The organism is Planococcus citreus, assembly GCF_003664125.1.
GTDB classification, from domain to species: Bacteria; Bacillota; Bacilli; order Bacillales_A; family Planococcaceae; genus Planococcus; species Planococcus citreus.
The window spans coordinates 65,942-90,600 of the sequence record NZ_RCCP01000007.1; the positions used below are offsets into that span (position 1 = coordinate 65,942).

Annotated in this window: 23 protein-coding genes, 1 rRNA gene and 1 riboswitch; all 24 genes read right to left on the reverse strand. The window is 50.0% G+C overall.

Annotated features, from left to right (window positions below; translation table 11 throughout):
- Positions 1-6 precede the first annotated feature (6 nt).
- On the reverse strand, positions 7-297 hold the full coding sequence (gene gatC, locus DFR62_RS15875) for an Asp-tRNA(Asn)/Glu-tRNA(Gln) amidotransferase subunit GatC (protein ID WP_058381395.1): 291 nt from the start codon (positions 295-297) through the stop codon (positions 7-9).
- Between the two features lie 100 nt (positions 298-397).
- Complete coding sequence (locus DFR62_RS15880) at positions 398-1,528, reverse strand: CamS family sex pheromone protein (RefSeq protein ID WP_121301253.1); 1,131 nt, start codon at positions 1,526-1,528, stop codon at positions 398-400.
- Between the two features lie 12 nt (positions 1,529-1,540).
- Positions 1,541-3,547, reverse strand: coding sequence for an NAD-dependent DNA ligase LigA (gene ligA / locus DFR62_RS15885; RefSeq protein WP_121301254.1), 2,007 nt, complete (start codon positions 3,545-3,547; stop codon positions 1,541-1,543).
- Between the two features lie 15 nt (positions 3,548-3,562).
- Positions 3,563-5,779, reverse strand: a complete 2,217-nt coding sequence (pcrA, locus tag DFR62_RS15890; RefSeq protein WP_121301255.1) for a DNA helicase PcrA — start codon at positions 5,777-5,779, stop codon at positions 3,563-3,565.
- A 31-nt stretch (positions 5,780-5,810) separates the two neighbouring features.
- Positions 5,811-6,512, reverse strand: a complete 702-nt coding sequence (pcrB, locus tag DFR62_RS15895) for a heptaprenylglyceryl phosphate synthase (RefSeq protein ID WP_121301256.1) — start codon at positions 6,510-6,512, stop codon at positions 5,811-5,813.
- A 129-nt stretch (positions 6,513-6,641) separates the two neighbouring features.
- Positions 6,642-6,962 carry a YerC/YecD family TrpR-related protein gene (locus DFR62_RS15900; protein WP_121301257.1) on the reverse strand — a complete coding sequence of 107 codons (321 nt, stop codon included), beginning with the start codon at positions 6,960-6,962 and terminating at the stop codon, positions 6,642-6,644.
- Between the two features lie 43 nt (positions 6,963-7,005).
- Positions 7,006-8,055 carry a DUF3048 domain-containing protein gene (locus DFR62_RS15905; protein ID WP_121301258.1) on the reverse strand — a complete coding sequence of 350 codons (1,050 nt, stop codon included), beginning with the start codon at positions 8,053-8,055 and terminating at the stop codon, positions 7,006-7,008.
- Positions 8,052-9,791, reverse strand: a complete 1,740-nt coding sequence (locus DFR62_RS15910; protein ID WP_121301259.1) for an adenine deaminase C-terminal domain-containing protein — start codon at positions 9,789-9,791, stop codon at positions 8,052-8,054. Before DFR62_RS15910 ends, DFR62_RS15905 begins: the two co-directional genes overlap by 4 nt.
- A gap of 146 nt (positions 9,792-9,937) precedes the next feature.
- Positions 9,938-10,528 carry a GNAT family N-acetyltransferase gene (locus tag DFR62_RS15915; RefSeq protein WP_058381403.1) on the reverse strand — a complete coding sequence of 197 codons (591 nt, stop codon included), beginning with the start codon at positions 10,526-10,528 and terminating at the stop codon, positions 9,938-9,940.
- Positions 10,529-10,718: 190 nt separating this feature from the next.
- The gene (purD, locus tag DFR62_RS15920; RefSeq protein ID WP_121301260.1) at positions 10,719-11,969 is read right to left on the reverse strand and encodes a phosphoribosylamine--glycine ligase; all 1,251 of its coding nucleotides are present in this window, start codon (positions 11,967-11,969) and stop codon (positions 10,719-10,721) included.
- A gap of 16 nt (positions 11,970-11,985) precedes the next feature.
- Positions 11,986-13,521 carry a bifunctional phosphoribosylaminoimidazolecarboxamide formyltransferase/IMP cyclohydrolase gene (gene purH / locus DFR62_RS15925; RefSeq protein WP_121301261.1) on the reverse strand — a complete coding sequence of 512 codons (1,536 nt, stop codon included), beginning with the start codon at positions 13,519-13,521 and terminating at the stop codon, positions 11,986-11,988.
- A gap of 11 nt (positions 13,522-13,532) precedes the next feature.
- On the reverse strand, positions 13,533-14,117 hold the full coding sequence (gene purN / locus DFR62_RS15930) for a phosphoribosylglycinamide formyltransferase (RefSeq protein WP_121301262.1): 585 nt from the start codon (positions 14,115-14,117) through the stop codon (positions 13,533-13,535).
- A complete protein-coding gene (gene purM / locus DFR62_RS15935) occupies positions 14,107-15,168 on the reverse strand; it encodes a phosphoribosylformylglycinamidine cyclo-ligase (protein ID WP_121301263.1) in 1,062 nt (353 codons plus the stop codon). Before purM ends, purN begins: the two co-directional genes overlap by 11 nt.
- 11 nt (positions 15,169-15,179) lie before the next feature.
- Positions 15,180-16,601: an amidophosphoribosyltransferase gene (gene purF, locus DFR62_RS15940; protein ID WP_121301264.1), complete on the reverse strand. Its 1,422-nt coding sequence runs from the start codon at positions 16,599-16,601 to the stop codon at positions 15,180-15,182.
- Positions 16,577-18,802 carry a phosphoribosylformylglycinamidine synthase subunit PurL gene (gene purL, locus DFR62_RS15945; protein ID WP_121301265.1) on the reverse strand — a complete coding sequence of 742 codons (2,226 nt, stop codon included), beginning with the start codon at positions 18,800-18,802 and terminating at the stop codon, positions 16,577-16,579. The genes purF and purL overlap by 25 nt, the downstream gene beginning before the upstream one ends.
- The gene (purQ, locus tag DFR62_RS15950; protein ID WP_121301266.1) at positions 18,786-19,469 is read right to left on the reverse strand and encodes a phosphoribosylformylglycinamidine synthase subunit PurQ; all 684 of its coding nucleotides are present in this window, start codon (positions 19,467-19,469) and stop codon (positions 18,786-18,788) included. Before purQ ends, purL begins: the two co-directional genes overlap by 17 nt.
- The gene (gene purS, locus DFR62_RS15955; RefSeq protein ID WP_058381411.1) at positions 19,466-19,720 is read right to left on the reverse strand and encodes a phosphoribosylformylglycinamidine synthase subunit PurS; all 255 of its coding nucleotides are present in this window, start codon (positions 19,718-19,720) and stop codon (positions 19,466-19,468) included. The genes purQ and purS overlap by 4 nt, the downstream gene beginning before the upstream one ends.
- Complete coding sequence (purC, locus tag DFR62_RS15960) at positions 19,720-20,433, reverse strand: phosphoribosylaminoimidazolesuccinocarboxamide synthase (RefSeq protein WP_121301267.1); 714 nt, start codon at positions 20,431-20,433, stop codon at positions 19,720-19,722. Before purC ends, purS begins: the two co-directional genes overlap by 1 nt.
- A gap of 15 nt (positions 20,434-20,448) precedes the next feature.
- The gene (purB, locus tag DFR62_RS15965) at positions 20,449-21,744 is read right to left on the reverse strand and encodes an adenylosuccinate lyase (protein WP_121301268.1); all 1,296 of its coding nucleotides are present in this window, start codon (positions 21,742-21,744) and stop codon (positions 20,449-20,451) included.
- Positions 21,745-21,760: 16 nt separating this feature from the next.
- Positions 21,761-22,885 carry a 5-(carboxyamino)imidazole ribonucleotide synthase gene (purK, locus tag DFR62_RS15970; protein ID WP_121301269.1) on the reverse strand — a complete coding sequence of 375 codons (1,125 nt, stop codon included), beginning with the start codon at positions 22,883-22,885 and terminating at the stop codon, positions 21,761-21,763.
- Positions 22,882-23,370 carry a 5-(carboxyamino)imidazole ribonucleotide mutase gene (gene purE / locus DFR62_RS15975; protein WP_121301270.1) on the reverse strand — a complete coding sequence of 163 codons (489 nt, stop codon included), beginning with the start codon at positions 23,368-23,370 and terminating at the stop codon, positions 22,882-22,884. Before purE ends, purK begins: the two co-directional genes overlap by 4 nt.
- A 136-nt stretch (positions 23,371-23,506) precedes the next feature.
- Positions 23,507-23,607: riboswitch (purine riboswitch) on the reverse strand.
- Positions 23,608-23,692: 85 nt separating this feature from the next.
- A complete protein-coding gene (locus DFR62_RS15980; protein WP_121301271.1) occupies positions 23,693-23,881 on the reverse strand; it encodes an NETI motif-containing protein in 189 nt (62 codons plus the stop codon).
- Positions 23,878-24,399 carry a DUF2179 domain-containing protein gene (locus tag DFR62_RS15985; RefSeq protein WP_175578506.1) on the reverse strand — a complete coding sequence of 174 codons (522 nt, stop codon included), beginning with the start codon at positions 24,397-24,399 and terminating at the stop codon, positions 23,878-23,880. The genes DFR62_RS15980 and DFR62_RS15985 overlap by 4 nt, the downstream gene beginning before the upstream one ends.
- A gap of 167 nt (positions 24,400-24,566) precedes the next feature.
- Positions 24,567-24,659, reverse strand: a 5S ribosomal RNA gene (gene rrf, locus DFR62_RS15990); the annotation flags it as partial.

Consider the following 24,659-nt stretch of genomic DNA (forward strand, 5'->3'; position numbering starts at 1 on the left):
TCACAATCAGTCCAGAATGGTCGGCACACGCACTTGTCCGCCTTCGTGCTCTTTTACGTTTTTCATTACCAATTCACGCGGCAAGCCTTCGATCGATTTGTCTTCGCGCATCACATTGACTAGCGGCAATACGTGCGTCGTCGGTTCTACATTTTCCGTATCCAATTCATTCAGCAATTCCATCGCATTGGTGATCGCTTCCAATTGATCCGCAAAATGCACAGCTTCCTCGTCGGTAATTGCCAAACGCGCCAAGTGGGCCACTTCGATTACTTCTTCTTTTGTCATTTTCGCCATTTTCTACACCTCCGGATTCAATAAACATACGGTCTATCATACCATTTTTCTAAAAAAATGAATAGAGACAGCCAGCTGGCTGCCCCTTTAAATTACAGACTTACTCGTAAATATGGACAACCGGTTCCGTTTCCCCGGCTTTCCGTAAAATGAGTGCTTCCGCGCCGTTGGTCGACGTAACGTTCACTTCGATCTGGACATCGTCCGGGAAATGATCGAGGATCAGGCCGGTGACATATTGCGTAAAGCCGATCACTTCGGCCGAACCATAAAATTGGATCGGGATTTCGATTTTCATTTCCTGCAATTGGCCGCTTTGATAAAAGCCTTTGCCGATGACGCTCGTGAAATTCGAGAAGTAGACTTCGACATCTTGCTTGAAATTGCGGAACGCTGTATCGATATCCCGGTATTGCTCGTCCGTCCCCGAAGTCGGGAATACGACATACTCTTCGTCGACATCATTCCAGTTTGCTACTTCGGTCTCGCCTTTCGGGGCAGCGCCGTAAGAGAAGTACGTGCCGGGTGTCATCGCGTTGCGGCTGTTTTGCGCGAATAAAGCGACGAGGATCGGCACATCCGACATTCCTTCTTTCTCCCTTAAGCGCTTGACGATTTCATCAGCCATCCGTTTGCCTTCTTCAGCGATCTGATCTTGAGGGATCGATTCTTCGTAGGGGATGTTGTCCGTCGAACTATAATAAACCGTATTCATCGCAAGCCCGATGGAAACCCCGCCCAGACGGATTTTGTCTTCCTCGGTTTTGACAAGGTAATTTTGCTCAAGGATATGCGCCAGCAGTTCTGGTTGCGGGCGTTCGCCGCCGTCGGTCTCTGCCTTGCTGCGGCCATCCTCCGGGTTTAGCCCTTGTGGATTATCTTTGCTTTTGCGCTGGAGCCAAAGCGAGGCTTCTTCATCGGTGATTTTTTGGCCTTCCTGGAAGTAATAATCATCCGGCGAGAACTGCTGCTGCGATAGGCGCAATAATCCGTGCTCCGCTTCCTTGATATCGTAGCGAGAATTCAGCCGGCTGACGATTTTTCCGCGGGTGGCGCTTTGCTTATACGGCAACAGCGTCCGGTAATATTGATCATCCAATTGCATGCTCGGGATGATCGCCGTTTCCGCCTCTTCTTCTTCTGTGTTGATCACTTCCGCCTCGTCATTTCCGGAAGGGACACATCCCGAAAGCAGCAATATGCTGATCGGGATCCACCAAATGCGTTTCATATGCTAATCTCCTTATTCGTTCAATTCCATAAGCAGGCGTTCTTCGTTCCACACTTCTACGCCGAGATCCTGCGCTTTGTCGAGTTTGGACCCGGCTTCTTCGCCGGCAATGAGCAAATCGGTTTTCTTGCTGACGCTGCCGGTCAATTTGCCGCCAAGTGCCTCGATCCGTGCGCCGGCTTCCTGGCGGGTCATGTTTTCCAATTTACCGGTCAGCACGATTTTCTTGCCGGCAAAGGCATTGGCGCCTTCTTCTACGCGGACGATCGTGCCCGTATAGGATAAATTGACGCCCCGCTCGCGCAAACGTTCCACAAGTGAAGAAACTTCTTCCTTTTCGAAATAGGTGACGACGGCATCGGCCATCTTATCGCCGATTTCATGGATGGCAATCAATTCTTCCAAGTTTGCCTGCATCAACTGATCCACCGAGCCGAAATGCTCCGACAAGATCCGCGCCCCGCGTTCACCGACGTGACGGATGCCAAGGCCGAACAACAAGCGTTCCATCGAATTGTTCTTGGAAGCTGCTATCGCCTCGATTAGGTTAGTGGCGGATTTATCGCCCATGCGCTCGAGTTCCAACAATTGCTCTTTCGTCAAAGCGTAGAGATCCGAAATATCGTGGATGAGCCCTTCGCGATATAATTGCTCGATCACTTTCTCGCCGAGCCCATCAATATTCATGGCATTGCGCGAAACGAAATGGATCATGCCCTCGACGATTTGCGCCGGGCATTTCGGGTTGACGCATCGCAGCGCCACTTCGCCTTCTATCCGGACGAGTTCACTGCCGCAGGCCGGACATTCGGTCGGCATTTCAAACGGCAGTTCGTCACCGGAGCGCATTTCAATCAGCGCCTTGACGACTTCCGGAATGATATCGCCCGCTTTTCGGATAATGACTTTATCATTGATGCGGATGTCGCGCTCCCGGATCAAGTCTTCATTATGGAGTGACGCACGCTGTACCGTAGTGCCGGCAACAGCGACCGGCTCAAGGATGGCCGTTGGGGTAACAACGCCTGTCCGCCCGATGCTCAGCTCGATATCACGTACGGTCGTCATCACTTCTTCTGCTGGGAATTTATAGGCTGTTGCCCATTTCGGGCTTTTCGCCGTGAATCCGAGATCTTGCTGATGGAGAAAGCGGTTGACTTTGATGACGATGCCATCGATTTCATAGCTCAACTGGTTGCGCCCATCTGTCCATTGTTCGATGTATGCCAGCACTTCTTCCACCGAGCGGCAAACTTTTCGTTCGCTGTTCGTTTTAAAGCCAAGATCCGTCAAATAACGGAGCGATTCATCATGGTCGTTCAAGCCGTATGTTTCCCCGTCGCCACCGATGCCGTAGATGAAGACATCCAAATTGCGCTTGGCGGCAATTTTCGAATCCAATTGGCGCAAAGAACCCGCTGCAGCATTTCGCGGGTTGGCGAATAATTCTTCGCCGCGCTCTTCGCGGTCTTCGTTAAGTGCATGGAACGATTTTTTTGGCATGAACACTTCGCCGCGCACTTCGATCGATACCGGCTCTTTTAATTTAAGCGGGATCGAACGGACCGTGCGAAGATTGACCGTGATGTCTTCTCCGACACGGCCGTCTCCGCGCGTCAAACCGCGCACGAATTTGCCGTTGTCGTAATGAAGCGAAACGGCCAGGCCGTCAATTTTCAGTTCGCACACATATTCGACCGAGTCCCCGGCACCGCCGCGCACGCGTTTATCGAAATCACGTAAATCTTCTTCATTGAAGACGTTCGACAAACTGAACATCGGCCGCTCATGGCGGACTTTTTCGAAATTCGATAACGGTGTCCCGCCGACCCGCTGCGTTGGGGAGTCCGGGAAAATCAAATCAGGGTAAAGGGTTTCCAGCTCGATCAATTCGTTGAGCAATTGATCGTATACGGCATCCGGTACGCTTGGCTTATCGAGCACATAATAGGCATGCCCGTAGTTGCGGAGCAATTCATTCAATTCGGTTACACGTTCTTCAGCTTTGATGCGGTCCATTCAAGTTCCTCCAGATCATTCTTTTTCGATCGGCGCAAATTTCGCGAGCAGCCGCTTGATGCCTGTCGGGCTCGGGAAGGCGATATCGAGTTCTGTTTGTTCGCCGTCGCCTTTGACATTGACAACAGTCCCAGTGCCCCATTTTTTATGCTTCGCACGGTCGCCTGTTTTCCAGCCTAAGCGGTCACCGCCAGATTGCTGATAAGAAGGCTTCATGACCGCTTTGCGTTTCGGTGCCTGCTTATAACTCGTCGCTGCGCCTGCACGGTGATTGGCAAACGTCTGCTCGATGAGATCTTCCGAAATTTCAGAGATGAAGCGCGACGGCATATTGAAATTGCTCTTGCCGAAAATCGTCCGTGACGAAGCGTGCGTCAAATATAGCCGTTTCTCGGCGCGCGTGATGCCAACATACGCAAGTCGCCGCTCTTCTTCCAATTCTTCCTCGTCATTGTTCGAACGCGAATGCGGAAAGACGTTTTCTTCCAGCCCGGCAATGAACACGACCGGGAATTCCAGCCCTTTCGCTGCGTGCATCGTCATAAGGATGATCGGGCCGTCGCCTTGTTCTTCTTCCTCGTCCAATGAATCGATGTCCGCAATCAAAGCCAAATCGGTCAGGAACGCTACCAGTGACTTGTCATCGCTTTGTTTTTCAAATGCTTGCGTCACCGTTAGGAATTCATCCAAGTTTTCGAGGCGGCTTTCGCCTTCGATGGTCTTGTCGTTTTGGAGCATTTGGCGATAGCCGGATTTCTTCAGCACTTCTTCCACCAATTCCGTCACTGACAAGAATTCCTGCATTTCGGTGAATCCGGCGATCATCGCACGGAATTCAAGCGCGGTCTGTGCGGTTTTCGCCGTCAAGCCCATGAAATCCGCTTCCTGCAAGGAATCCATGATGGTGCGGTCCTGTTCGATGGCAAAGCGCGCCATCTTCTCAAATGAGGTCGCACCGATCCCTCGCTTCGGTTCATTGATGATGCGCGCGAGCGACAGGTCATCTTCGTTATTGGCAATCAAGCGCAAATACGCGAGCAAGTCCTTGATTTCCTTGCGGTCATAGAACTTCGTGCCGCCGACGATTGTATAGCTCATATTCGATTTGACGAACATTTCCTCTAAAATACGCGATTGGGCATTGGTCCGGTAGAGAATGGCGAAATCGGAGGTTTTGTATCCTTCTTCCTGCATAAGGTTCTGGATGGTCTGGACGATGTACTGGGCTTCCTGGCGCTCATCGCCTGCTTTATGGAGCGTGATTGCCGGTCCTTCATCGTTGTCGGTGCGCAATTCTTTCGGGTAGCGGCTCGTGTTTTTCTGGATGACGTCGTTTGCTGCCTGCAAGATGCGTTTGGTCGAACGGTAATTCTGTTCGAGCATGATCACTTTGGCGTCCGGATAATCCTTTTCGAACGACAGGATATTGGTGATATCCGCCCCGCGCCAGCGGTAAATCGACTGGTCGGAATCGCCGACAACACAAATATTCTTGAATTTCTTCGCCATTAATTGCACCAGTTGGTACTGGGCATTGTTCGTATCCTGGTATTCATCGACATGGATATAGTGGAATTTATCCTGATAATATTCCAGCACATCCGGTACCGTTTCAAAGAGCCTTAAAGTCATCATGATCAAATCGTCGAAATCGAGCGATTGGTTTTTCTGAAGGCGCTTCTGATAGCCTGTGAACACTTCCGCGACCGTCTTTTCGTACGGGTTGAATTGATTGGCGTTCGCCGCAAAGGTTTCCGCATCGATGCATTCGTTCTTCGACGATGAAATGGCATTCAGCATCGTCCGCGGCTCGTATTTTTTCGGATCCAGGTTTTGCTGCTTCAAGACATTTTTGATGACCGTCAATTGGTCGGTCGTATCCAAGATCGAGAAACTTTTCGAAAAGCCCAGACGGTCGATATTGCGGCGCAGGATGCGCACGCACATCGAGTGGAAGGTCGACACCCACATGCGGTCGCCTGTTCCGTGGCCAAGCAGCCCATCGATCCGGTTGCGCATTTCGCGCGCGGCTTTATTGGTGAAGGTGATTGCTAGGATATTGGACGGGTAGACTTGTTTTTCCAGCACCAAGTACGCGATGCGATGTGTCAGCACGCGTGTTTTCCCGGATCCCGCACCGGCCATGATCAATAGCGGGCCTTCAGTTGTTTTAACTGCTTCTTCCTGCTCGGGGTTCATCCCCCGCAGCAGGTTTTTTGTGATTAATTCCATTTTGCACCACCTCGAACGTTTGTTCCTATTATTATAACGATTGCTCAGCCGTTTCCGCAACTGCCTTGACGGTCGCAAGCGCTTTATTTAGATCTTCGTATATGATATTGCCGACAACGACCGTATCGCTCAGCTTAGCCATTTCCTTGGCACGCTCCGCTGAATCGATGCCGCCGCCGTAAAACAGCCGTGTATCAGACAGCACTGACGCGGTTTTTTCAACGAGTTCCGGATCGCCATACATGCCGCTGTATTCCAGATAAAAGATGGGGAGCCGGAAAAAATGCTCCGCCATGCGCGCATATCCGAGCACATCCTCTTCGGTCAAGGATGCATCTGCCCCGGTTAAGCTTGCCGCTTTGCAGTCCGGATTCAAAATGCAATACCCTTCCGGCACGATCTCTGTCCAGTCCATGATCTCTCCATATTCACGGATGGCCTCGTGGTGAAGCCCTTTGATCCATTTCGGGTCGCTGCTGTTGAGCACTGTCGGGATGAAATAATAATCAAAGCCCGGCGTCACCGATTCGACCGTCGACACTTCAAGCGCCACCGGCACCGAATAGCGGCGCACTCGGGCCATCAATTCTAAGACATTGTCGAGTGTGACATCATCACTTCCGCCAATCAAGATGGCATCAGTCCCGGATTCGCAAATTCGTTCCAAATGTCCATCTGAAAGTTCTTTCGCAGGGTCTAATTTAAAGACATGCCGCCATGTTTGAAAGTCCACAGGTATTCTCCTAACTGTACTTTGGTTTTCATCTTTCCATTATAACAAAAGATCAGCCAACACTCCGTTCCCATCCATCCACAAATGAAGGATTTGGCGTATAAAAAAAAGACCAGCACCGTTCGCTGGTCAATCTTTTGGAAGTTCGATTTGTTTTTCTTCCGGATACAACACATCAAGCATTTCCTCGTATGCGTCATTGCCGTAATTCAAGCAGCGGCGCACGCGGGAAATGGTCGCTGTGCTCGCGCCCGTTTCGTTCTTGATTTTTTCGTAGGTCTTTTTCAAGCGCAGCATATGCGCCACTTCAAGGCGCTGCGATAACGATTGGATTTCACTGATCGTGCACAAATCATCAAAAAATCGATAGGCTTGTTCTTTGTTTTCCAATGCCAGCACCGCTTCGATCAATTGATCGGTCTGCGGCCCTCTAATCTTATCAACTTGCATGCACATTCAACGTCCTTTCATTGCTCTTCGATTGATCCCGCTTCTACGGGCTATACTGAACCGCCTGGCCAATTCCGGGTGAATCTGGAATTATATGGACCCAGGTTTTTCCTTGCGTCAATTCGGCTGTTCCGTTTTCCCCGACTGGCACAAGCATGCCATTTTCTGCGCGCCACGTGATTTCCTGCACGGTTCCTTCACGGAATAATAATGCCTGCCCGCCGGAAGTCAGGTCGATTTCCTGGCGGCCTTTGGCATCGATCGTGTCATGCGCTGTTTCAATGACCAACACATTGGCGATTTCGATCGGCTGCGAAGTTTCCTTATCTGCAGTCGCGGCTCCTCCCGATGACCGGGCGTAAAGCTGCGACTCCGCATCATAAGCATAGTTGCTCGCAAAAAGCGGATCTCCGCCATAGGTTACTTCTATAGAAGCAGCTTGTTCCCCTAGTTTATCATTACTGCCCGGTGCAGAGAAAGCATAAGGTGCTTTCATGCTGTAATTGGATGAAGCGTCTGTCATCTCCATCGCAAGTTCGACGTTTTCATAAGTGATATAGGAATTGTGCGGCGCCACACGGTCCAATGAACGCTTGAACAAAGTCCCGTCATACTGCATGCCGTTGATATGGTCAACCACTCCAGAATCAAGCAATTGCTTCGCTTCCGGGCTATAGCCATGGGCAACAAAAAACGCATCATACGCATCGGCCAGTTCGACAAAATAATCGCGCGCACTGCGCACGGGCCCGATATTCACCGGAAACTGGCTTTGATACAAGGCCAAAAACCGCGTGATATTGTATTCCGCAATTAACTCGAATACCATATCAGCTTCCACCAGGCCCGTTTGCGGACGCGCCGCCGGATGATTATTAATGACAGCCATCACCGCCCGGCTGTCATACGGCCCGTTTCCTTGCATGCCGGTGAACGGGGCGGTGGTGAGCACTTCTTCCGGCACCTCAGGCTTCTCCGGCGCTTGTGGTGTTTCGGGCGTTTCCGGTTCTCCCGCTTGTTCTCTTCCGACCAGCCAAACAACCAAGACAGTTGCAACCATCAGCAAAGCAAGCAAGATCAGCCATTTTTTCATCCCTGGCCCCTCATGAATGCCGGAAATAGAATCGTTTTGTTCATAACATCATAAATCCCTTTTTGGGTAATGCGGACATACGGCAAATGTGTCGCCATCAAGAACAATAAAGTATAGACAGCGTCGCCATGTTCATAGCCGCGCTCTTTCAATGCGCTCTTCAACGCAGTTTCCTGCTCCATCAAGGGCTCCATCGGCAAATCGGACATGATGCCCCCGATAGGAAGCGGCAATTCGCAAACTATCTCGCCATCTTCAATCAAGACGATGCCGCCCTTGAGGCGCTTCACTCGTTCAAACGCTTGCCACATATCCTGGCGGCTTTTGCCGATCAACACGATATCTCCTGTGTTTGTGTAAGATGAAGCAAATCCGTCGACTTCTGTCGCGAAGCCTTTGATCAATGTATTGACCCGCCATTTGCCGTTGCGGTCAATCAGCATCAGGAAGCTTTCGCCATGTTCTTTCGACAAGCGTTCGACGTTCGTGTCGACACTTACGGAATACGGTTTGGTGATGACATCATTGACCATCTCCACACCGAACGGCATTGAAAACTGGAAATCATCATCGGTCAATTCGAAATCGAGATCCAATTCCGGCAGCACCGACCAATCCACATCGTCGAGCGAACGCACTTTTTGGCCGTCGCGCTTGAGCCAGACCCCTTTGGAAATCACGCCGCTCGGCACCGGGTTTTCGATCGAATCGAGAATGTTCAAGTTCGCATATCGCCCGGTCGCGATCAAACCGTGCAAGCTCGTCAAGTTGTAGTAGCGCGCCACGTTATAAGAAGCCATCATATAGGCATCGATCGGAGGAACGCCGGCGTCGAGCGCGATCTGGATGCACAAATCCATGACGCCGTCTTTATGAAACACCGGTGTCGAGCCGTCTGTCGTCATCATCAATTTATCGAACACATTTAATTCCCGCTCGACAATCCCTGACAATAATTGCGGCAAATCCGGGCGTATCGATGAATGGCGCAATGTCACGCCATAGCCGTGCAATAAACGCATTTCCACTTCATCGACAGTCATCGCTTCATGGTCCCCGTCAGCGCCCAGCAGTTTCATGCGCGCCAAAGTCTTCTCGGAAGCTCCCGGGAAATGCCCTTCAATTTTTTTCAAGCTGATTTTCGCTTTTTGGATCCAATAAAGCATCTGGTCATCGCCAGCCAATAACTTCGGCCAACCCGTCAATTCACCGCCAAGGATGACGTCCGGGCGCTCCAGCCACTCGCCGACCGCTTTCGATGTGAATTTTTGGTCTTCCCCGACAAGTTCTGTCTGCGAATCGAATCGCGTCCACCAATAGAATGTAAACGGCAATTCCGCCATACGATCCAGTAATGTAAACGCTTTCTCGTTTTCTAACGCTAAAAACAACGGCAAGTTGTCTGAAATGAACCCAGTCGTTCCACCTTGCGCAGCATAATCGGCAAATTGCTGGGGATTGTAAAGTTGATACGGGTGGACATGGGGCTCGATATAGCCAGGCACGATCCACTTGCCGCTGACATCCACGACTTCTGTCGAGTCATCGATTTTTGGCATGTCCTGTCCTGCGTAAACAATGCGGTCTCCATCGATCCATATATTGCCGTTCATCCATTTTTTAAATATCCCGTGCAGATATGTGGCATTCGTCAGCACAAGATCCGGGGACAATTCTTTCGACACAATCTTCAATTGTTTCCGTATTTCTGTATTTCTCCATAAAGGGTTTACCATCCGAAGGCACCTGCTCTCTCTTCAATATCCATACATCGTATACTAGCATAATTATGCATTTTTTTACAGAGAATGACGTGAAAATGCTCCTCTCTTATGCCGTGCCGGACATAAAAAATCCACGCCTTTGAGACGTGGATTTTTGTTTATTTATTGACCGGATCGCTGAAAGGCTTCAGGATATCCTGCTGGTCTTGCTCTTTTCTCGTCAAGACATCAGAAACTGGATCGTACGACTCGCCGTAGAAATGCTCGTCTTTGTACGTATGGATGTCTTCATACATTTTCTTCATTGCTTCGAAAATCTCTTCTTCCGTTTCGCCGTTCGGCGCCCAGTAAAGAATCTCCATCGAATTTTCTTCGCCTGTCGCGAGTGAACGTCGGCAATAGCCGATTGACGAGGCATGCTCGAAGCCTTCGCGGGCATAAAAGCGCAAGCGTTTTTCGGAATCTGTGTCTTCGTAATCGACCGGTTCGACTTCCAAAATGATCGGCTTGTTCTTGTCTTTAAGCATTTGCAAGGTTTTCTTGCCGATGCCCATGCCACGCGATTCTTTCGATACGAATAAATAGTCGACGAATGAGAAGCTTGGGAATTCCGCATACATCAAAACGTGATACGGTCCCTCATCTTTGTAGTAGACACTGCCTTTTTCCTTCAGCAACGTGTCCATATGTTCTTTCGATTTCATTTCCTCCACTGGGAAATATTGATTCAGTTTTTCATACCAGTTCATCATTTTTGCTCCTTCCGAGTTTGAATGCCCTGCTGGTTTTGTTAGTTCCGGGGTAGTGATGGGTAAAAATTGGAGTTTAGTAAAAGAGGTAAAAGTGGGCTTTTGAAAATCCTCTGCGGCAAGGTGCCGCATAAATAAATGGCACAGTTTCATAATGAAATTGTGCCATTCTATTATAACAATTATTCACTTATATTGCACGCCAGCCGATATCTGTGCGGTAAAAGAAACCATCCCACTCCACTTTACCGAGTGCTTGATAGACGTTTGTTTGGGCGTCTTGCAAGGTCTCCCCGCTGCCTGCGACAAGTAGCACCCTGCCGCCGTTTGCAGTGAAGCGGCCTTCAGAGCGTTTCGTGCCAGCGTGGGTGACGGTTACATCCTGCAGTTCACCCAGCTCCGGCAAGGCCGCCCCTTTTTCCACAGTTCCCGGATAGCCGTCCGCTGCAATGACCACACCGAGCACAGGGCGTACGTCCCACTCAAGCTCCATTTCTCCGCCGTCTAGAATGGCTGAAATGAACGCGCCGAGGTCGGTTTTCAGGCGCGGCAAGACCACTTGCGTTTCCGGATCACCGAAGCGCGCGTTGAATTCGATCACTTTCGGGCCTCCGGCTGTCAAAATGATGCCAGCGTATAAAATGCCATTGAACGGAGTACCTTCGCTGTTCATCGCCTCTATTGTCGGGCGGACAATTTTCGCGAAAGTCTCCTCGACGACCGATTCCGAAATCTGCGGCACCGGCGAGTAAGCACCCATGCCGCCTGTATTCGGCCCCTTATCGCCATCAAACGCGCGCTTATGGTCTTGCGAAATGACCATCGGGTAAATCTTGCCATCCTGTACGAAGGACATAAAGGAAAATTCCTCGCCGTCCAAAAATTCCTCGATAACGACAGTCGATCCCGAGTCGCCGAATTTCTGACCCTCGAGCATGTCCTTTACGGCATCGATTGCTTCTTGTTCGCTTAATGCAACGACGACGCCTTTTCCGGCTGCGAGCCCATCCGCCTTGATGACAATCGGCGCGCCTTGTTGCTTGATGTAATTTATAGCTGCCTCAGTATCTGAAAAACTTTCATAAGCTGCGGTCGGAATATCGTATTTCTTCATCAATTCCTTGGCGAACGCCTTGCTGCCTTCGATGCGCGCTGCCGCTTTGTTCGGCCCAAAAATCTTCAAGCCGCGCGCTTCAAAGAAATCGACGATGCCTTCTGACAGCGGCTGTTCTGGCCCGACGAATGTAAAGGCGATCTCATTGTCCTTGGCGAACGCCGCCAAAGCTTCGAAATCTGTCTCGCTGATGTCAACGAGTTGTGCGTCTTGTTCCATGCCGTCATTGCCAGGCGCCACATAAACTTTCGCGACCGATGGCGAGATGGCGAATTGATGGGCAAGCGCGTGTTCACGCCCACCTTTGCCGATGACCAATACGTTCATAGCCGTGCACCTCCGATTAATGTTTGAAATGGCGGACGCCCGTGAAGACCATCGCGATGCCGTGCGCATTCGCCGCGTCGATCGACTCCTGGTCTTTTTTCGAACCACCCGGCTGGATGATTGCTTTGATGCCGGCTTTCGCGGCCGCTTCCACCGTGTCAGCCATCGGGAAGAAAGCGTCCGATGCCATCGCTGCGTCTTGTGCTTTGTCAGCTGCCTGTTCGAGTGCAATGGCGGCTGCCCCAACGCGATTCATTTGCCCAGCCCCAACGCCTAACGTCATCGACTCGTCGCACACGACAATCGCATTCGATTTAACATGTTTGACAACGCTCCAGCCAAGTTTCAAGGCTTCGAGTTCTTGTTCTGTCGGCTGTCTTTCCGTCACGACACGGATATCTGCATCCCCGTAGCCGAATGTATCCGGCTCCTGGACGAGCAATCCGCCTTCAACTGTTACGGTATTCCATTTGTCGCGGCGTTTCGTTTCAAACGGCACCGTCAACAAACGGATGTTTTTCTTTTTGCCGAGTTCTGCAAGTGCATCTTCCGTGAACGATGGCGCAATGACGATTTCAAGGAAAATCTGCGACAATTGCTGTGCTGTCTCGAGGTCGACTTCACGGTTCAGGGCGACGATGCCCCCGAAGATCGATGTCGAGTCCGCTTCATACGCTTTCTTGAACGACTCGGAAAGGGTAGCACCGGTCCCGACGCCACAAGGGTTCATATGCTTCACTGCGACGCTTGCCGGCATCGTGAATTCCTTGATGATTTGCAGCGCAGCGTTGGCGTCTTGGATATTGTTATAGGAAAGCTCTTTGCCGTGCAATTGCGTGGCATGTGCGATTGAGAAATCCGAACCGAGCGCGCTCTTATAGAACGCTGCTTTCTGGTGCGGGTTTTCCCCGTAGCGCAGCGCTTGGGACAATTCATATGTAAGTGTTAACTGCTCCGGATACTGTTCATCCGTCAGTTCCGTTAAGTAATTGGAAATATAGGCATCATACGCCGCGGTATGGCGGAATACTTTTGCTGCGAGTTTCCGGCGCAGCTCAGGGCTCGTTGTTTGCTGCTCGTGCAGTTCTGCAAGCACCGCTTCGTAGTCACCAGAATCGACGATGACCGTCACGTAAGCATGATTTTTCGCTGCCGAACGCAGCATCGTCGGGCCGCCGATATCGATGTTTTCAATCGCATCATCAACTGTCACATCCGGTTTTGAAATCGTTTCGCGGAATGGGTACAAATTGACGCAGACAAATTCGATCGGTGCGATGCCGTTATCGCTCATTTGCTGCTGGTGTTCGCTATCGTCGTGTTTCGCGAGCAAACCGCCATGGATCAGCGGATGCAAAGTTTTCACCCGTCCACCTAAAATTTCAGGGAACCCGGTCACTTCGTCGACTGCTGTCGTCGGAACGCCATTGTCTTCCAAATGCTTGCGCGTGCCGCCTGTCGATAAGATTTCTACATCCATTTTCACTAGTTCACGGGCAAATTCCAAAATGCCGGATTTGTCCGATACGCTCATCAATGCTCTTCTTTTCATTCATGGACCTCCTAGACCGACTGCTGTCGGCTGAATAATTGCTGCAAACTCTCAGGGTATAATTGGTGCTCGATTTCATGGATTTTGCGTTCCACTGTCTCACGGTCTGCGCCATCTACTGCAAACGAGCGCTGTGCGATGATCGCTCCCGTGTCCATGCCTTCATCGACAAAATGTACGGTGACTCCAGCCTCTTTTGCCCCTGCTTCTAGCGTCTGGCCGATGGCATCTTTTCCGGGAAACGCCGGCAGCACCGATGGGTGGATATTGACGATGCGGTTTTCGTAAGTCCCTAGCAAAACCGGGCCGATCAACCGCATAAACCCAGCCAGCACGAGCCACTCGACACCCGCTCTATCTAATTTTTCCACCAGCATCGACTCATATGCTTGTTTGGACGCATAATCGCGCGGTGTAAACGAGAACGCCGGCACTCCTGCCTGCTTCGCCCGTTCCAACACATACGCAGACGGCTTATCCGCCACGACCAGAACGATGTCCGCATCGAGACGTCCGTCTTGAGTTGCTTCGTAAAGAGCTTGAAAATTAGAGCCGTTTCCAGAAGCGAAAACGGCCATTTTTGTTCTATTTTTCATGTAAAGTCCCGTCCTGACTGCCTTGGAACTGGACACCCTCGATCTCTGTCACTTTACCGATCACATAGGCTTTGTCTCCATTCGCTTCGGCTGCCTGGATCGCTTGTTGTGCATCCGCTTCAGAAACGGCCACTGCAAATCCGATGCCCATATTGAACACGGAATACAGATCACGGTCTGCCAGTTCGCCTTTTGCTTTCAACAGGTCGAATACCGGAAGCACCGGCCAAGAGCCAAGCTCGATCTCAACACCTAGCCCATCAGGCATCATGCGTGGCAAGTTTTCGATAAACCCGCCGCCCGTGATATGCGCCATGCCGTGGACGTCCGCCTGTTTGCGGATCGATTGGACAGTCTTAGCATAAATTTTCGTCGGCTCGAGCAACAAGGATTCGAGTGTGCCGAGCTCTTCAAAGCCCGCTACTTTCTCGTCCAACGAACCTTCCTGGTCGCCGAATAAAATATGGCGGACGAGCGAATAGCCATTCGAGTGGATGCCGCTTGAAGCAAGCCCCACCAAGACATCGCCCGCTTGGATGCGCTCGCCTGTCACGATATCTGCTTTCTCGGCAGCACCGACCGCAAAGCCGGCGATATCGTATTCATTCTCATCATAAAGCCCCGGCATTTCAGCCGTTTCTCCGCCGATCAATGCCGCGCCTGCATCTACGCAGCCATCGGCAACGCCTTTGACGATTTGTTCGATCTTTTCAGGAACCGCTTTGCCGCAAGCAATATAATCGAGGAAAAACAAAGGTTCCGCACCTTGTGCAACGATATCGTTGACGCACATTGCGACGCAATCGACACCGATCGTATCGTGCTTATCCGCCATGAAAGCCAGTTTTAGCTTCGTGCCGACACCGTCTGTTCCGGAAACGAGAACCGGTTGTTTCAAATTCAGCTCGGACAAATCGAACATGCCGCCGAACCCGCCGAATGCACCCAGCATTCCTGTACGCGCGGTGCGTTCGACATGGGATTTCATCCGCTTGACGGCTTCATAGCCTGCTTCGATATTGACGCCTGCTTTTTCATACGCTTTAGACACTTCGGTTCCCCCTATTTCACTTTTTCTTTTTCATGCGGCAAGACGGTATCCGGATAGATATTCGTTGGATATTCGCCAGTGAAACAAGCCAAGCAATGGCCGCATTTCGAGCCTGGGTCGGTGCGTCCGATGTTTTGGACCATGCCATCGACCGACAAAAACGTCAGCGAATCCGCACCGATGATTTCACGCATTTCTTCTACTGTATTGTTCGCGGCGATCAATTCGCCGGATGTGCTGATATCGATGCCGTAAAAACAAGGGTTCTTGATCGGCGGCGAACTGATGACGACGTGGACTTCCGTTGCGCCCGCTTCTTTCAATAAAGCGACAATGCGTCGGGAAGTGGTTCCGCGCACAATTGAGTCATCAACCATGACGACGCGTTTGCCATTGACGACTTGGCGCACTGGAGACAGCTTCATCTTGACGCCGCGCTCGCGCATTTCCTGTGAAGGCTGGATGAACGTCCGCCCAACGTAACGGTTTTTGATCAACCCGAGTTCGTATGGAATTCCACTCTGTTCAGAAAAACCGATCGCTGCGGAAATACTGGAATCGGGCACACCCGTCACAACGTCCGCTTCGATGTGGACTTCTTTTGCCAATTGCTTGCCGAGACGTTTTCTCGCCGAATGGATATTGATGCCGTCGATATCAGAGTCCGGACGAGAGAAATAGACATACTCCATCGTACAGATCGAGCGTTCTTCCGGATACGCAAAACGTTCCTTGCGCATGCCATCATCGTTGATAATCAAGAATTCACCCGGTTCGACCGAATGCACAAACTCTGCACCGACGATATCGAATGCACAGGTTTCAGAAGCAACCACCCACGAGTCGCCCATCTTGCCGACCGACAAGGGGCGCAGGCCGTTCGGGTCGAGCGCCACAAACATGGCCTCTTCCGTCAAGACCAAGCATGCAAACGCGCCTTTCAATAGCGACAAGGCGTTTTTCGCTTTTTCTTCAAAGCTTTCATAACCGCTGCGCTTGATCAAGTGTGCGAGCACTTCCGTATCCGATGTCGTTTGGAAGATGCTGCCTTGGCGCTCCAAATGCCCTTTTAATTGCGTCGCATTAACTAAATTGCCGTTATGCGAAATTGCCAGGCTTCCTGTCGTCGAATTGAACAGCAAAGGCTGGACATTTTCAATGCCGCTGCCGCCTGCTGTTGCATAGCGGACGTGGCCGATGGCTGCAGTACCGGTGATCTTCTCCAATTTCTCTGGAGTGAACACTTCACTGACCATACCTTCCCCTTTTAATGCGCGTAAAGCCTCTCCATCAGTCGAAACGATTCCTGCGCCTTCTTGGCCGCGGTGTTGCAAAGCATGAAGCCCATAATACGTAAGTTGCGCTGCGTTGGTGTGGCCCCAAATGCCAAAAATCCCGCATTCTTCGTTTAAGCCTCTGATTTCAGCAAGCATGGTATAGCCCCTTTCCAGGCGGAGCGGAGCGTTTCGACCGATTCATCGATCCAGACGGCTCCGTCTTCCCCTTTGACGATCATGCGATCACCCGTGACTTCACCGATTTTCCGTGCATCTTTCACTGTATCCTCGAATGCTTGTGCTTGCTCAGGCGATACCGTGAGCAAAAAGCGCGATTGTGTTTCACTGAATAAAGCGGTCGTCTTGGAACCGGCAAGGCTTACGTCTACGCCAAGCCCGTTGCCGAAAGTCTTCTCAGCCAAAGCGACAGCGACGCCGCCTTCCGCTACGTCATGAGCCGACTGGACCAAGCCTTGCTGGATAGCAGTAAGGATAGCGGATTGGCGTTGTGCTTCGACGTCCAAATCGATAGATGGCGCTTTTCCGAAAATACGGCCTTCTACCATTTTCTGCAATTCGCTGCCGCCGAATTCTGTCATGCTGCCGCCGACAAGATAGACGAAATCGCCTTGCTTTTTCGCATCTTGCGTCGTGACATGCTTCAAATCTTCGACAAGCCCGACAAGCCCGATCGTCGGCGTCGGATAAATCGCTGTACCGTTTGTTTCATTATATAAAGAGACGTTTCCGCCAATAACTGGTGCGTTCAATTGAAGGCAAGCTGCCGACATGCCGTCAGCCGCTTTTTCAAGCTGCCAGAAAATCTCAGGTTTTTCCGGGTTTCCGAAGTTCAGGCAATCGGTGATCGCAAGCGGGCGCCCGCCTGAGACGACGACGTTACGCGCCGCTTCTGCGACAGCGATCTTGCCGCCTGTTTCTGGGTCAAGGTAAATATAACGAGAGTTGCAATCCGTTGTCATCGCAAGGCCTTTATTCGTTCCGCGCACACGGATGACTGCAGCGTCAGAGCCAGGTGAGACGACTGTGCTAGTACGCACTTGGTGATCGTATTGATTATAAACCCATTCTTTCGAAGCGATAGTCGGCTGCTTTAATAATGAAACCAAGGTTGCTTGATGGTCTTCCACTTCCGGCTCTTCGTTCGGCAAGCTTTGGAATTCGCGGTAATATTCCGGCACGCTCGATTTTTGGTGATAGACCGGCGCATCTTCTGCCAGTGCGTCGACCGGCACTTCTGCAACGATTTCGCCTTTATGCTTCAAGCGCAATGTGGAATCGTCCGTTACCCGTCCGACTGTCACGGCATCCAGGCCGTATTTTTCGAACAGCTCGACGATTTCCGGTTCGCGCCCTTGTTTGACAACGATCAGCATGCGTTCCTGGGATTCCGACAGCATCATTTCGTAAGCCGTCATGCCCGTTTCGCGCTGCGGCACATGATCCAAATCCATCTCGATGCCAGATCCGGCTTTCGACGCCATTTCCGCTGAAGATGAAGTGAGTCCTGCAGCACCCATATCCTGTATGCCGATGAGCGCATCGGATTTCACGAGTTCCAGGCAAGCTTCAAGGAGCAATTTCTCCATGAACGGATCGCCCACTTGAACAGCTGGGCGTTTTTCATCAGATGCGTCCGTCAACTCTTCTGAAGCAAATGTCGCGCCGTGGATGCCGTCGCGGCCTGTTTTAGCGCCGACATACATGACCGGGTTGCCGGTTCCTTTAGCGACGCCTTTTTGGATATCTTTATGGTCGATCAAGCCGACGCACATCGCGTTGACAAGCGGGTTGCCATCATACGATGCATCAAACTGCACTTCGCCTCCGACCGTCGGAATGCCGATGCAATTGCCGTAACCGGCGATGCCTGCGACCACTTCCTCGAACAAATATTTGACGCGCGGCGTTTCAAGTTCGCCGAAACGCAAGGAGTTCAATAGCGCGATCGGACGAGCACCCATCGAGAACACGTCGCGGATGATGCCGCCGACGCCTGTCGCCGCTCCTTGGTAAGGTTCGATTGCAGACGGATGGTTATGGGATTCCATTTTGAATACAGCTGCCTGACCGTCGCCGATATCGACGATGCCAGCGCCTTCTCCTGGCCCCTGCAATACATGGTCGCCTTTAGTCGGGAATTTCGACAATACCGGCTTGGAATTTTTATAAGAACAATGTTCAGACCACATGACAGAAAACAAACCGGTTTCTGTGTAATTCGGCGTTCTGCCCAGGATGTCTTCGACCATTTGGAACTCGGCGTCCGATAAGCCCATCTGCTGGTAGATTTTCTGTTCTTTGATCTGTTGTGTGTTCGGCTCAAGCGTGACTGACATGTGATTCCCTCCACTGTTTGACGATTGATCTGAATAATGGCAAGCCGTCCGTTCCGCCAATCAAGTCGGAAACCGCACGTTCCGGATGCGGCATCATGCCAAGTACGTTGCCGCGTTCGTTGATGATGCCGGCAATGTTATTGCGGCTGCCGTTAAAATCCTCTGCGTATGTGAAAACGATTTGATTATTGTCTTTTAAATGCTGGTATGTCGCATCGTCGCAATAATAATTGCCTTCCCCGTGAGCGACTGGAATGCGGATTTCTTCGCCTTCTTTGTATTCATTCGTGAACAAAGTGTGGGCGTTCTCTACTTTCAAGCTGACTGTGCGGCAAGTGAATTTCAAGTCTTTATTGCGCATTAGCATACCCGGAAGCAAGCCGGCTTCCGTCAGGATCTGGAATCCGTTACAGATGCCGAGAACCGGTTTGCCTTCTTCTGCTGCTTTGCGCACTTCGTCCATCACGCCTGAAAAACGGGCAATCGCTCCTGCGCGTAAATAATCCCCATATGAGAAACCGCCTGGAAGCAAGATTCCGTCATAGCCACTTAAGTCATGCGTATCATGCCAGACATATTCCGCTTCTTCTCCGAGTTCATCCTTGATGGCGTGGTACATGTCCAAGTCACAATTCGACCCTGGGAAAACAATCACTGCGAATTTCATTGCGAGACAACCTCCTCGATTTCATACCTGTAATCTTCAATCACCGTATTCGCAAGCATCCGGTTGCACAATTCATCGACCAACGCATCGACATCACGTTCGCTATCCCCAATGACCAGTTCCAGGTATTTACCGATCCGGACATCCTGGACCTCGTCATAGCCCATCTTATGGAGCGATCCCATCACCGCGGAACCTTGTGGATCGAGTACACTTTCACGCAATGTCACATACACTTTTACTTTTTTCATCAGTTTTGTCCTCCCAGTCGAGATAAAATGAGTTCATAAGCATCCGTCAAATTGCCGAGGTTCCGGCGAAATACGTCTTTATCGAGTTTCTGTTTCGTTTCCTTATCCCATAGGCGGCACGTGTCGGGTGAAATTTCATCAGCCAATAGGATTTCACCGTTTTCATCACGGCCAAATTCAATCTTGAAATCGACCAAATCGACACCGATTTCCTGGAAAAAGCCGATCAATACCTCATTGATCTTCCGCGCTTTGTCTTTCAAGACCGTCACTTCCTGCTCTGTCGCAAGTTCAAGCATGGCGACATGATCGTCCGTAATCAACGGATCGCCCAGCTCATCGTCTTTCAAGTAAAACTCCACGACCGGCTTTTCGATCTCTTTGCCTTCTTCGAGTCCAAGTCGTTTCGCCATGCTGCCGGCGACGATATTGCGGACCACTACTTCAATAGGTACGATGCTCACTTCGCGCACCAATTGCTCGCTATCGGACAACTGCTTCACAAAATGGGAAGCGATGCCGTTTGCTTTCAATTTCTCAAACAGCAAAGAGGTGATTTGATTGTTCAAGCGCCCTTTGCCTGAAATCTCTTCTTTCTTCTCTCCGTTGAACGCAGTGGCGGAATCTTTGTATTCCACCCAAAGAATGCCTTGCTCGTCCGTTTTATACAGGCGTTTCGCTTTTCCTTCGTACAATAGCTGAGCTTTTTCCATGATTGATGCCTCCGTTTAATTTAATTCGAGACGGTTGAAGATCATATCGACTTGCTGCAAGTGGTGGTTGTAATCAAAGCAATCATCCAGCTCTTCTTTCGTCAGCTGGGAAGTGATCGTGTCGTTCGCTTCCACGACTTTACGGAACGAAGTCTGCGTTTCCCAAGCTTCCATCGCACAAGGCTGCACGGTATCGTATGCGGCTTCACGCGCCATTCCTTTGTCGATCAATGTCAGAAGCACACGCTGAGAATAAATAAGGCCGAGTGTCGAATCCATATTGCGCTTCATGTTCTCGGGGAACACAGTCAAGTTTTTGACGATATTGCCGAAGCGGTTGAGCATATAGTTCAACGCAATCGTTGCATCCGGCAAGATGACACGTTCAGCAGAGGAATGCGAGATATCGCGCTCATGCCATAGTGAGACGTTTTCATAAGCTGTCATCATATAGCCACGGATCAAGCGTGCAAGGCCAGTCATATTTTCAGAGCCGATCGGGTTGCGTTTATGCGGCATTGCCGATGATCCTTTTTGCCCTTTGGCGAAAAACTCTTCAACTTCACGTGTTTCAGATTTTTGCAAACCACGGATTTCTGTCGCAAATTTTTCGATAGATGAAGCGATCAACGCGAGCGTGCTCATATACTGCGCATGGCGGTCACGCTGCAAAGTTTGTGTGGAAATGCGCGATGCGGCGATTCCTAAGTTTTTACACACATACTCTTCAACAAACGGGTCGATATTCGCATACGTTCCAACCGCACCAGACATTTTGCCTGTTTCGATCGATTTCGCTGCTGCTTCAAAACGCTCCAAGTTACGTTTCATTTCCTCGTGCCAAAGCGCCAATTTTAAACCGAATGTCGTTGGCTCTGCATGAACACCGTGTGTACGGCCCATCATGACCGTCATTTTATGCTCTTTCGCTTTCACCGCTAGAATATCGATGAAGTTCGTCAAATCTTTGCGCAGGATTTCATTCGCCTGCTTCAACAGATAAGAAAGTGCCGTATCAACAACATCCGTTGACGTCAATCCGTAATGAACCCATTTGCGCTCTTCCCCAAGTGTCTCGGAAACCGCACGCGTAAAAGCAACGACGTCGTGGCGTGTCTCTTCTTCAATCTCTAAGATACGGTCGACTGAAAACCCTGCATTCTCACGGATTTTCGCCACGTCTTCTTTTGGGATATCGCCGATTTCTGCCCAAGCTTCACATGCAAGGATTTCTACTTCCAACCATGCTTGGTATTTGTTTTCTTCTGTCCAAATGGCACCCATCTCCGGGCGTGTATAACGTGCGATCATAATCTATATCCTCCAATTATTCCGGCCAAATGCCGGATGCGTCGATTTCGTTTAATGTTCGATCTATGTCTTCCGTCAAAATGGTCACATGCCCCATTTTGCGTTTATGTTTTGCTTCGTCCTTGCCGTATAAATGAATCGACCAGTCCGGATAATGTGCGATTTTCGTCGTGAGCGGCGCTACATGTTCTCCGAGCACATTGACCATAACAGCCGAACTCCAAAGCTTTGGTTCTCTTAACGGCCACCCGCAAATAGCGCGGATATGCTGATGGAACTGCGAGATGTTCGTCGCTTCAATTGAATAATGCCCTGAGTTATGAGGGCGCGGTGCCAGTTCGTTGACCAGGATTTCGCCATCCCGCAAAACGAACATTTCAACCGCAAGCGTTCCGACCATTTGTAGATGTTCAGCAATTGCTTCTGCCGCCTTTTTCGCTTTTGTCAGCGTTTCCTCGCCAACTCTTGCAGGGACGATTGTCTGATGAAGAATATGGTGTTTGTGGATATTCTCCCCAATCGGTAATATAGCCGTTTCACCTAAAGTATTGCGCTGGATGACAACCGATATCTCCATCGTGAAATCGATAAACGCTTCCGCGACACAATCCCCGTTCTGGAACAGGGCCTCCGCCTCTGATAACTGGTCTGCATTCTCCACAATTTGCTGGCCTTTGCCGTCATATCCACCTCTAGCCGTTTTAACGACAAAGGGATAATCCAAAGTTTCAATCCGGCTTTTCAACTCTTCAAATGTAGAAGCTTCTATATAATCCGCTACCGGCACTCCGGCTTCCCGAATTTCCTTCTTCTCAAAAATCCGGTTCTGTGTGACGCCGATCAACTCAGCCCCTTGAGGCATATAAGCGATTTCAGCTAAATGGCGAAGTCCTTCCACATCAATATTTTCAAACTCATAAGTGATGACATCACTCACTTCCGCCAATTCTTCAAGCGCTTCTGAATCATTGAACGGGGCTACAATTTGAATATCCGCAACTTGCCCGGTGGGTGAATCCATACCAGGATCCAAAACCGCAATTTTAAATCCTGCTTCCTTCGCTGCCAGTGCCATCATACGGCCTAACTGCCCGCCGCCGATAATACCGATTGTCTGTCCAGGTAAGATTGTTCTTGTCATACCAGTTCACCTGAACTTTCCAAAACGGCTTCTGCAGTCCGCTTGCGTCTAGCTAACAACGCTGCGGCTGCCTGTTCATCGACAGTCCCTAAAATTTGTGCAGCCAGTAAACCTGCATTTATTGCACCGGCTTTACCGATAGCAACTGTTGCGACTGGAACACCACCCGGCATTTGAACAATGGACAACAAGGAATCCAGGCCATTCAGCGCTTTTGACTGTACTGGAACACCGATAACCGGCAATGTCGTTTTAGCTGCAACCATTCCCGGCAGATGAGCAGCCCCACCAGCTCCGGCAATGATGACATGCAATCCTCTTCCTCGCGCTTCTTCAGCATAGCTGAACATTAAATCCGGCGTTCGATGAGCAGATATCACTTTTTTTTCATAGCCGATCTTCAATTCATCCAAAACCTCACACGCATGTTTCATCGTTTCCCAATCACTCGAGCTTCCCATAATAATGCCGATTCGCGGATTCATTCGATAACCTCTCTTTCAAAAGTAAAAAGCCCTCAAATAAACTGCTCACATGACGTGAAAAGCAGTTTACTTAAGGACTTTGATTCAACGAAAACATACGTGATGGCATAAAAAAGCACATCCTCCGTTATAAGTACCATAAGTTGCTTTCCCGCATAGTCCGGACATTTACGGTGTCCTGGTAGAGACGCAGAAGCCAATTCTTCTGCATATATGGGGTTTCCTTATTAATCATAACAAGATGGTTCATATGCGTCAATGGTAAAGTCGAACGATAAACAAGACCTTTCTTTCAACGTTCGTGTTTTTTACCCATCATCTGCTATTTTTCGATTTTATTACCTTTAAACTTGATAATCTGACGGACAGGTACAGGCTCTCCATTAATTTCTTCAAATAAGGGCTCTTCTTTCCGGCTAACAGCCATATACCCTTCTTTTTTCATTCGGTTCAGACAGTCTTCCATCGTCTCGTGTTCCTGTACTTCGAACCAAATCGTCTTTTTACTCATTTAAACAACCTACCTCTTTTCACTTGTTTTACCCAGAATCCACCATGGATCGTTTTCGGTTCATAGGCGATAATAAAAGCCTTAGGGTCTATTTCCTGGATGGTTTTGTATAATTTCAATTCCATTTTCCGGGGAGTCAAGATCTGCATGGCCTGCCGACCGCCATCTCTTCCATTTGCATCCCAATCGGTTACGCCATACCCTTGTTCACGCAATTTCCGGGGAAGATAATCACTTTCGTCATTACTAATAACATTAACAGTTATATAGCCAAGAGCCATTTTCTCTTCGATTTTAGAACCAATCACAACCCCAGATCCATAACCAATCGCATACGCAATTAAGTTTTGAATTTGATCCAAATTATCGAGTACCAGTCCAAGTCCTACTATATATATGACCACTTCGACCATGCTGACAAGCGCTGCTAAATAACGGAAGCCTTTTAGCGTCATAATCATTCGCACAGTAAAGAAAGTGACATAGACAATATTGATTGAAAATATTATGAGAACCATTAACCACGGATTAATATCCAATTTCTGCACCCTTTCCTTCGCAATTAAATTTCATATTAGGGTAATCAAAGTTCGAATGCAAGAGAGAATTGGCATTGTTTCGTGAAAAAAGCAAATGAAACAAAAAAAGCCGTTACCGGAATGAACCGGTAACGGCCTTTCTACTTGCCCAGCGACGTCCTACTCTCACAGGGGGAAACCCCCAACTACCATCGGCGCAAAAGAGCTTAACTTCCGTGTTCGGGATGGGAACGGGTGTG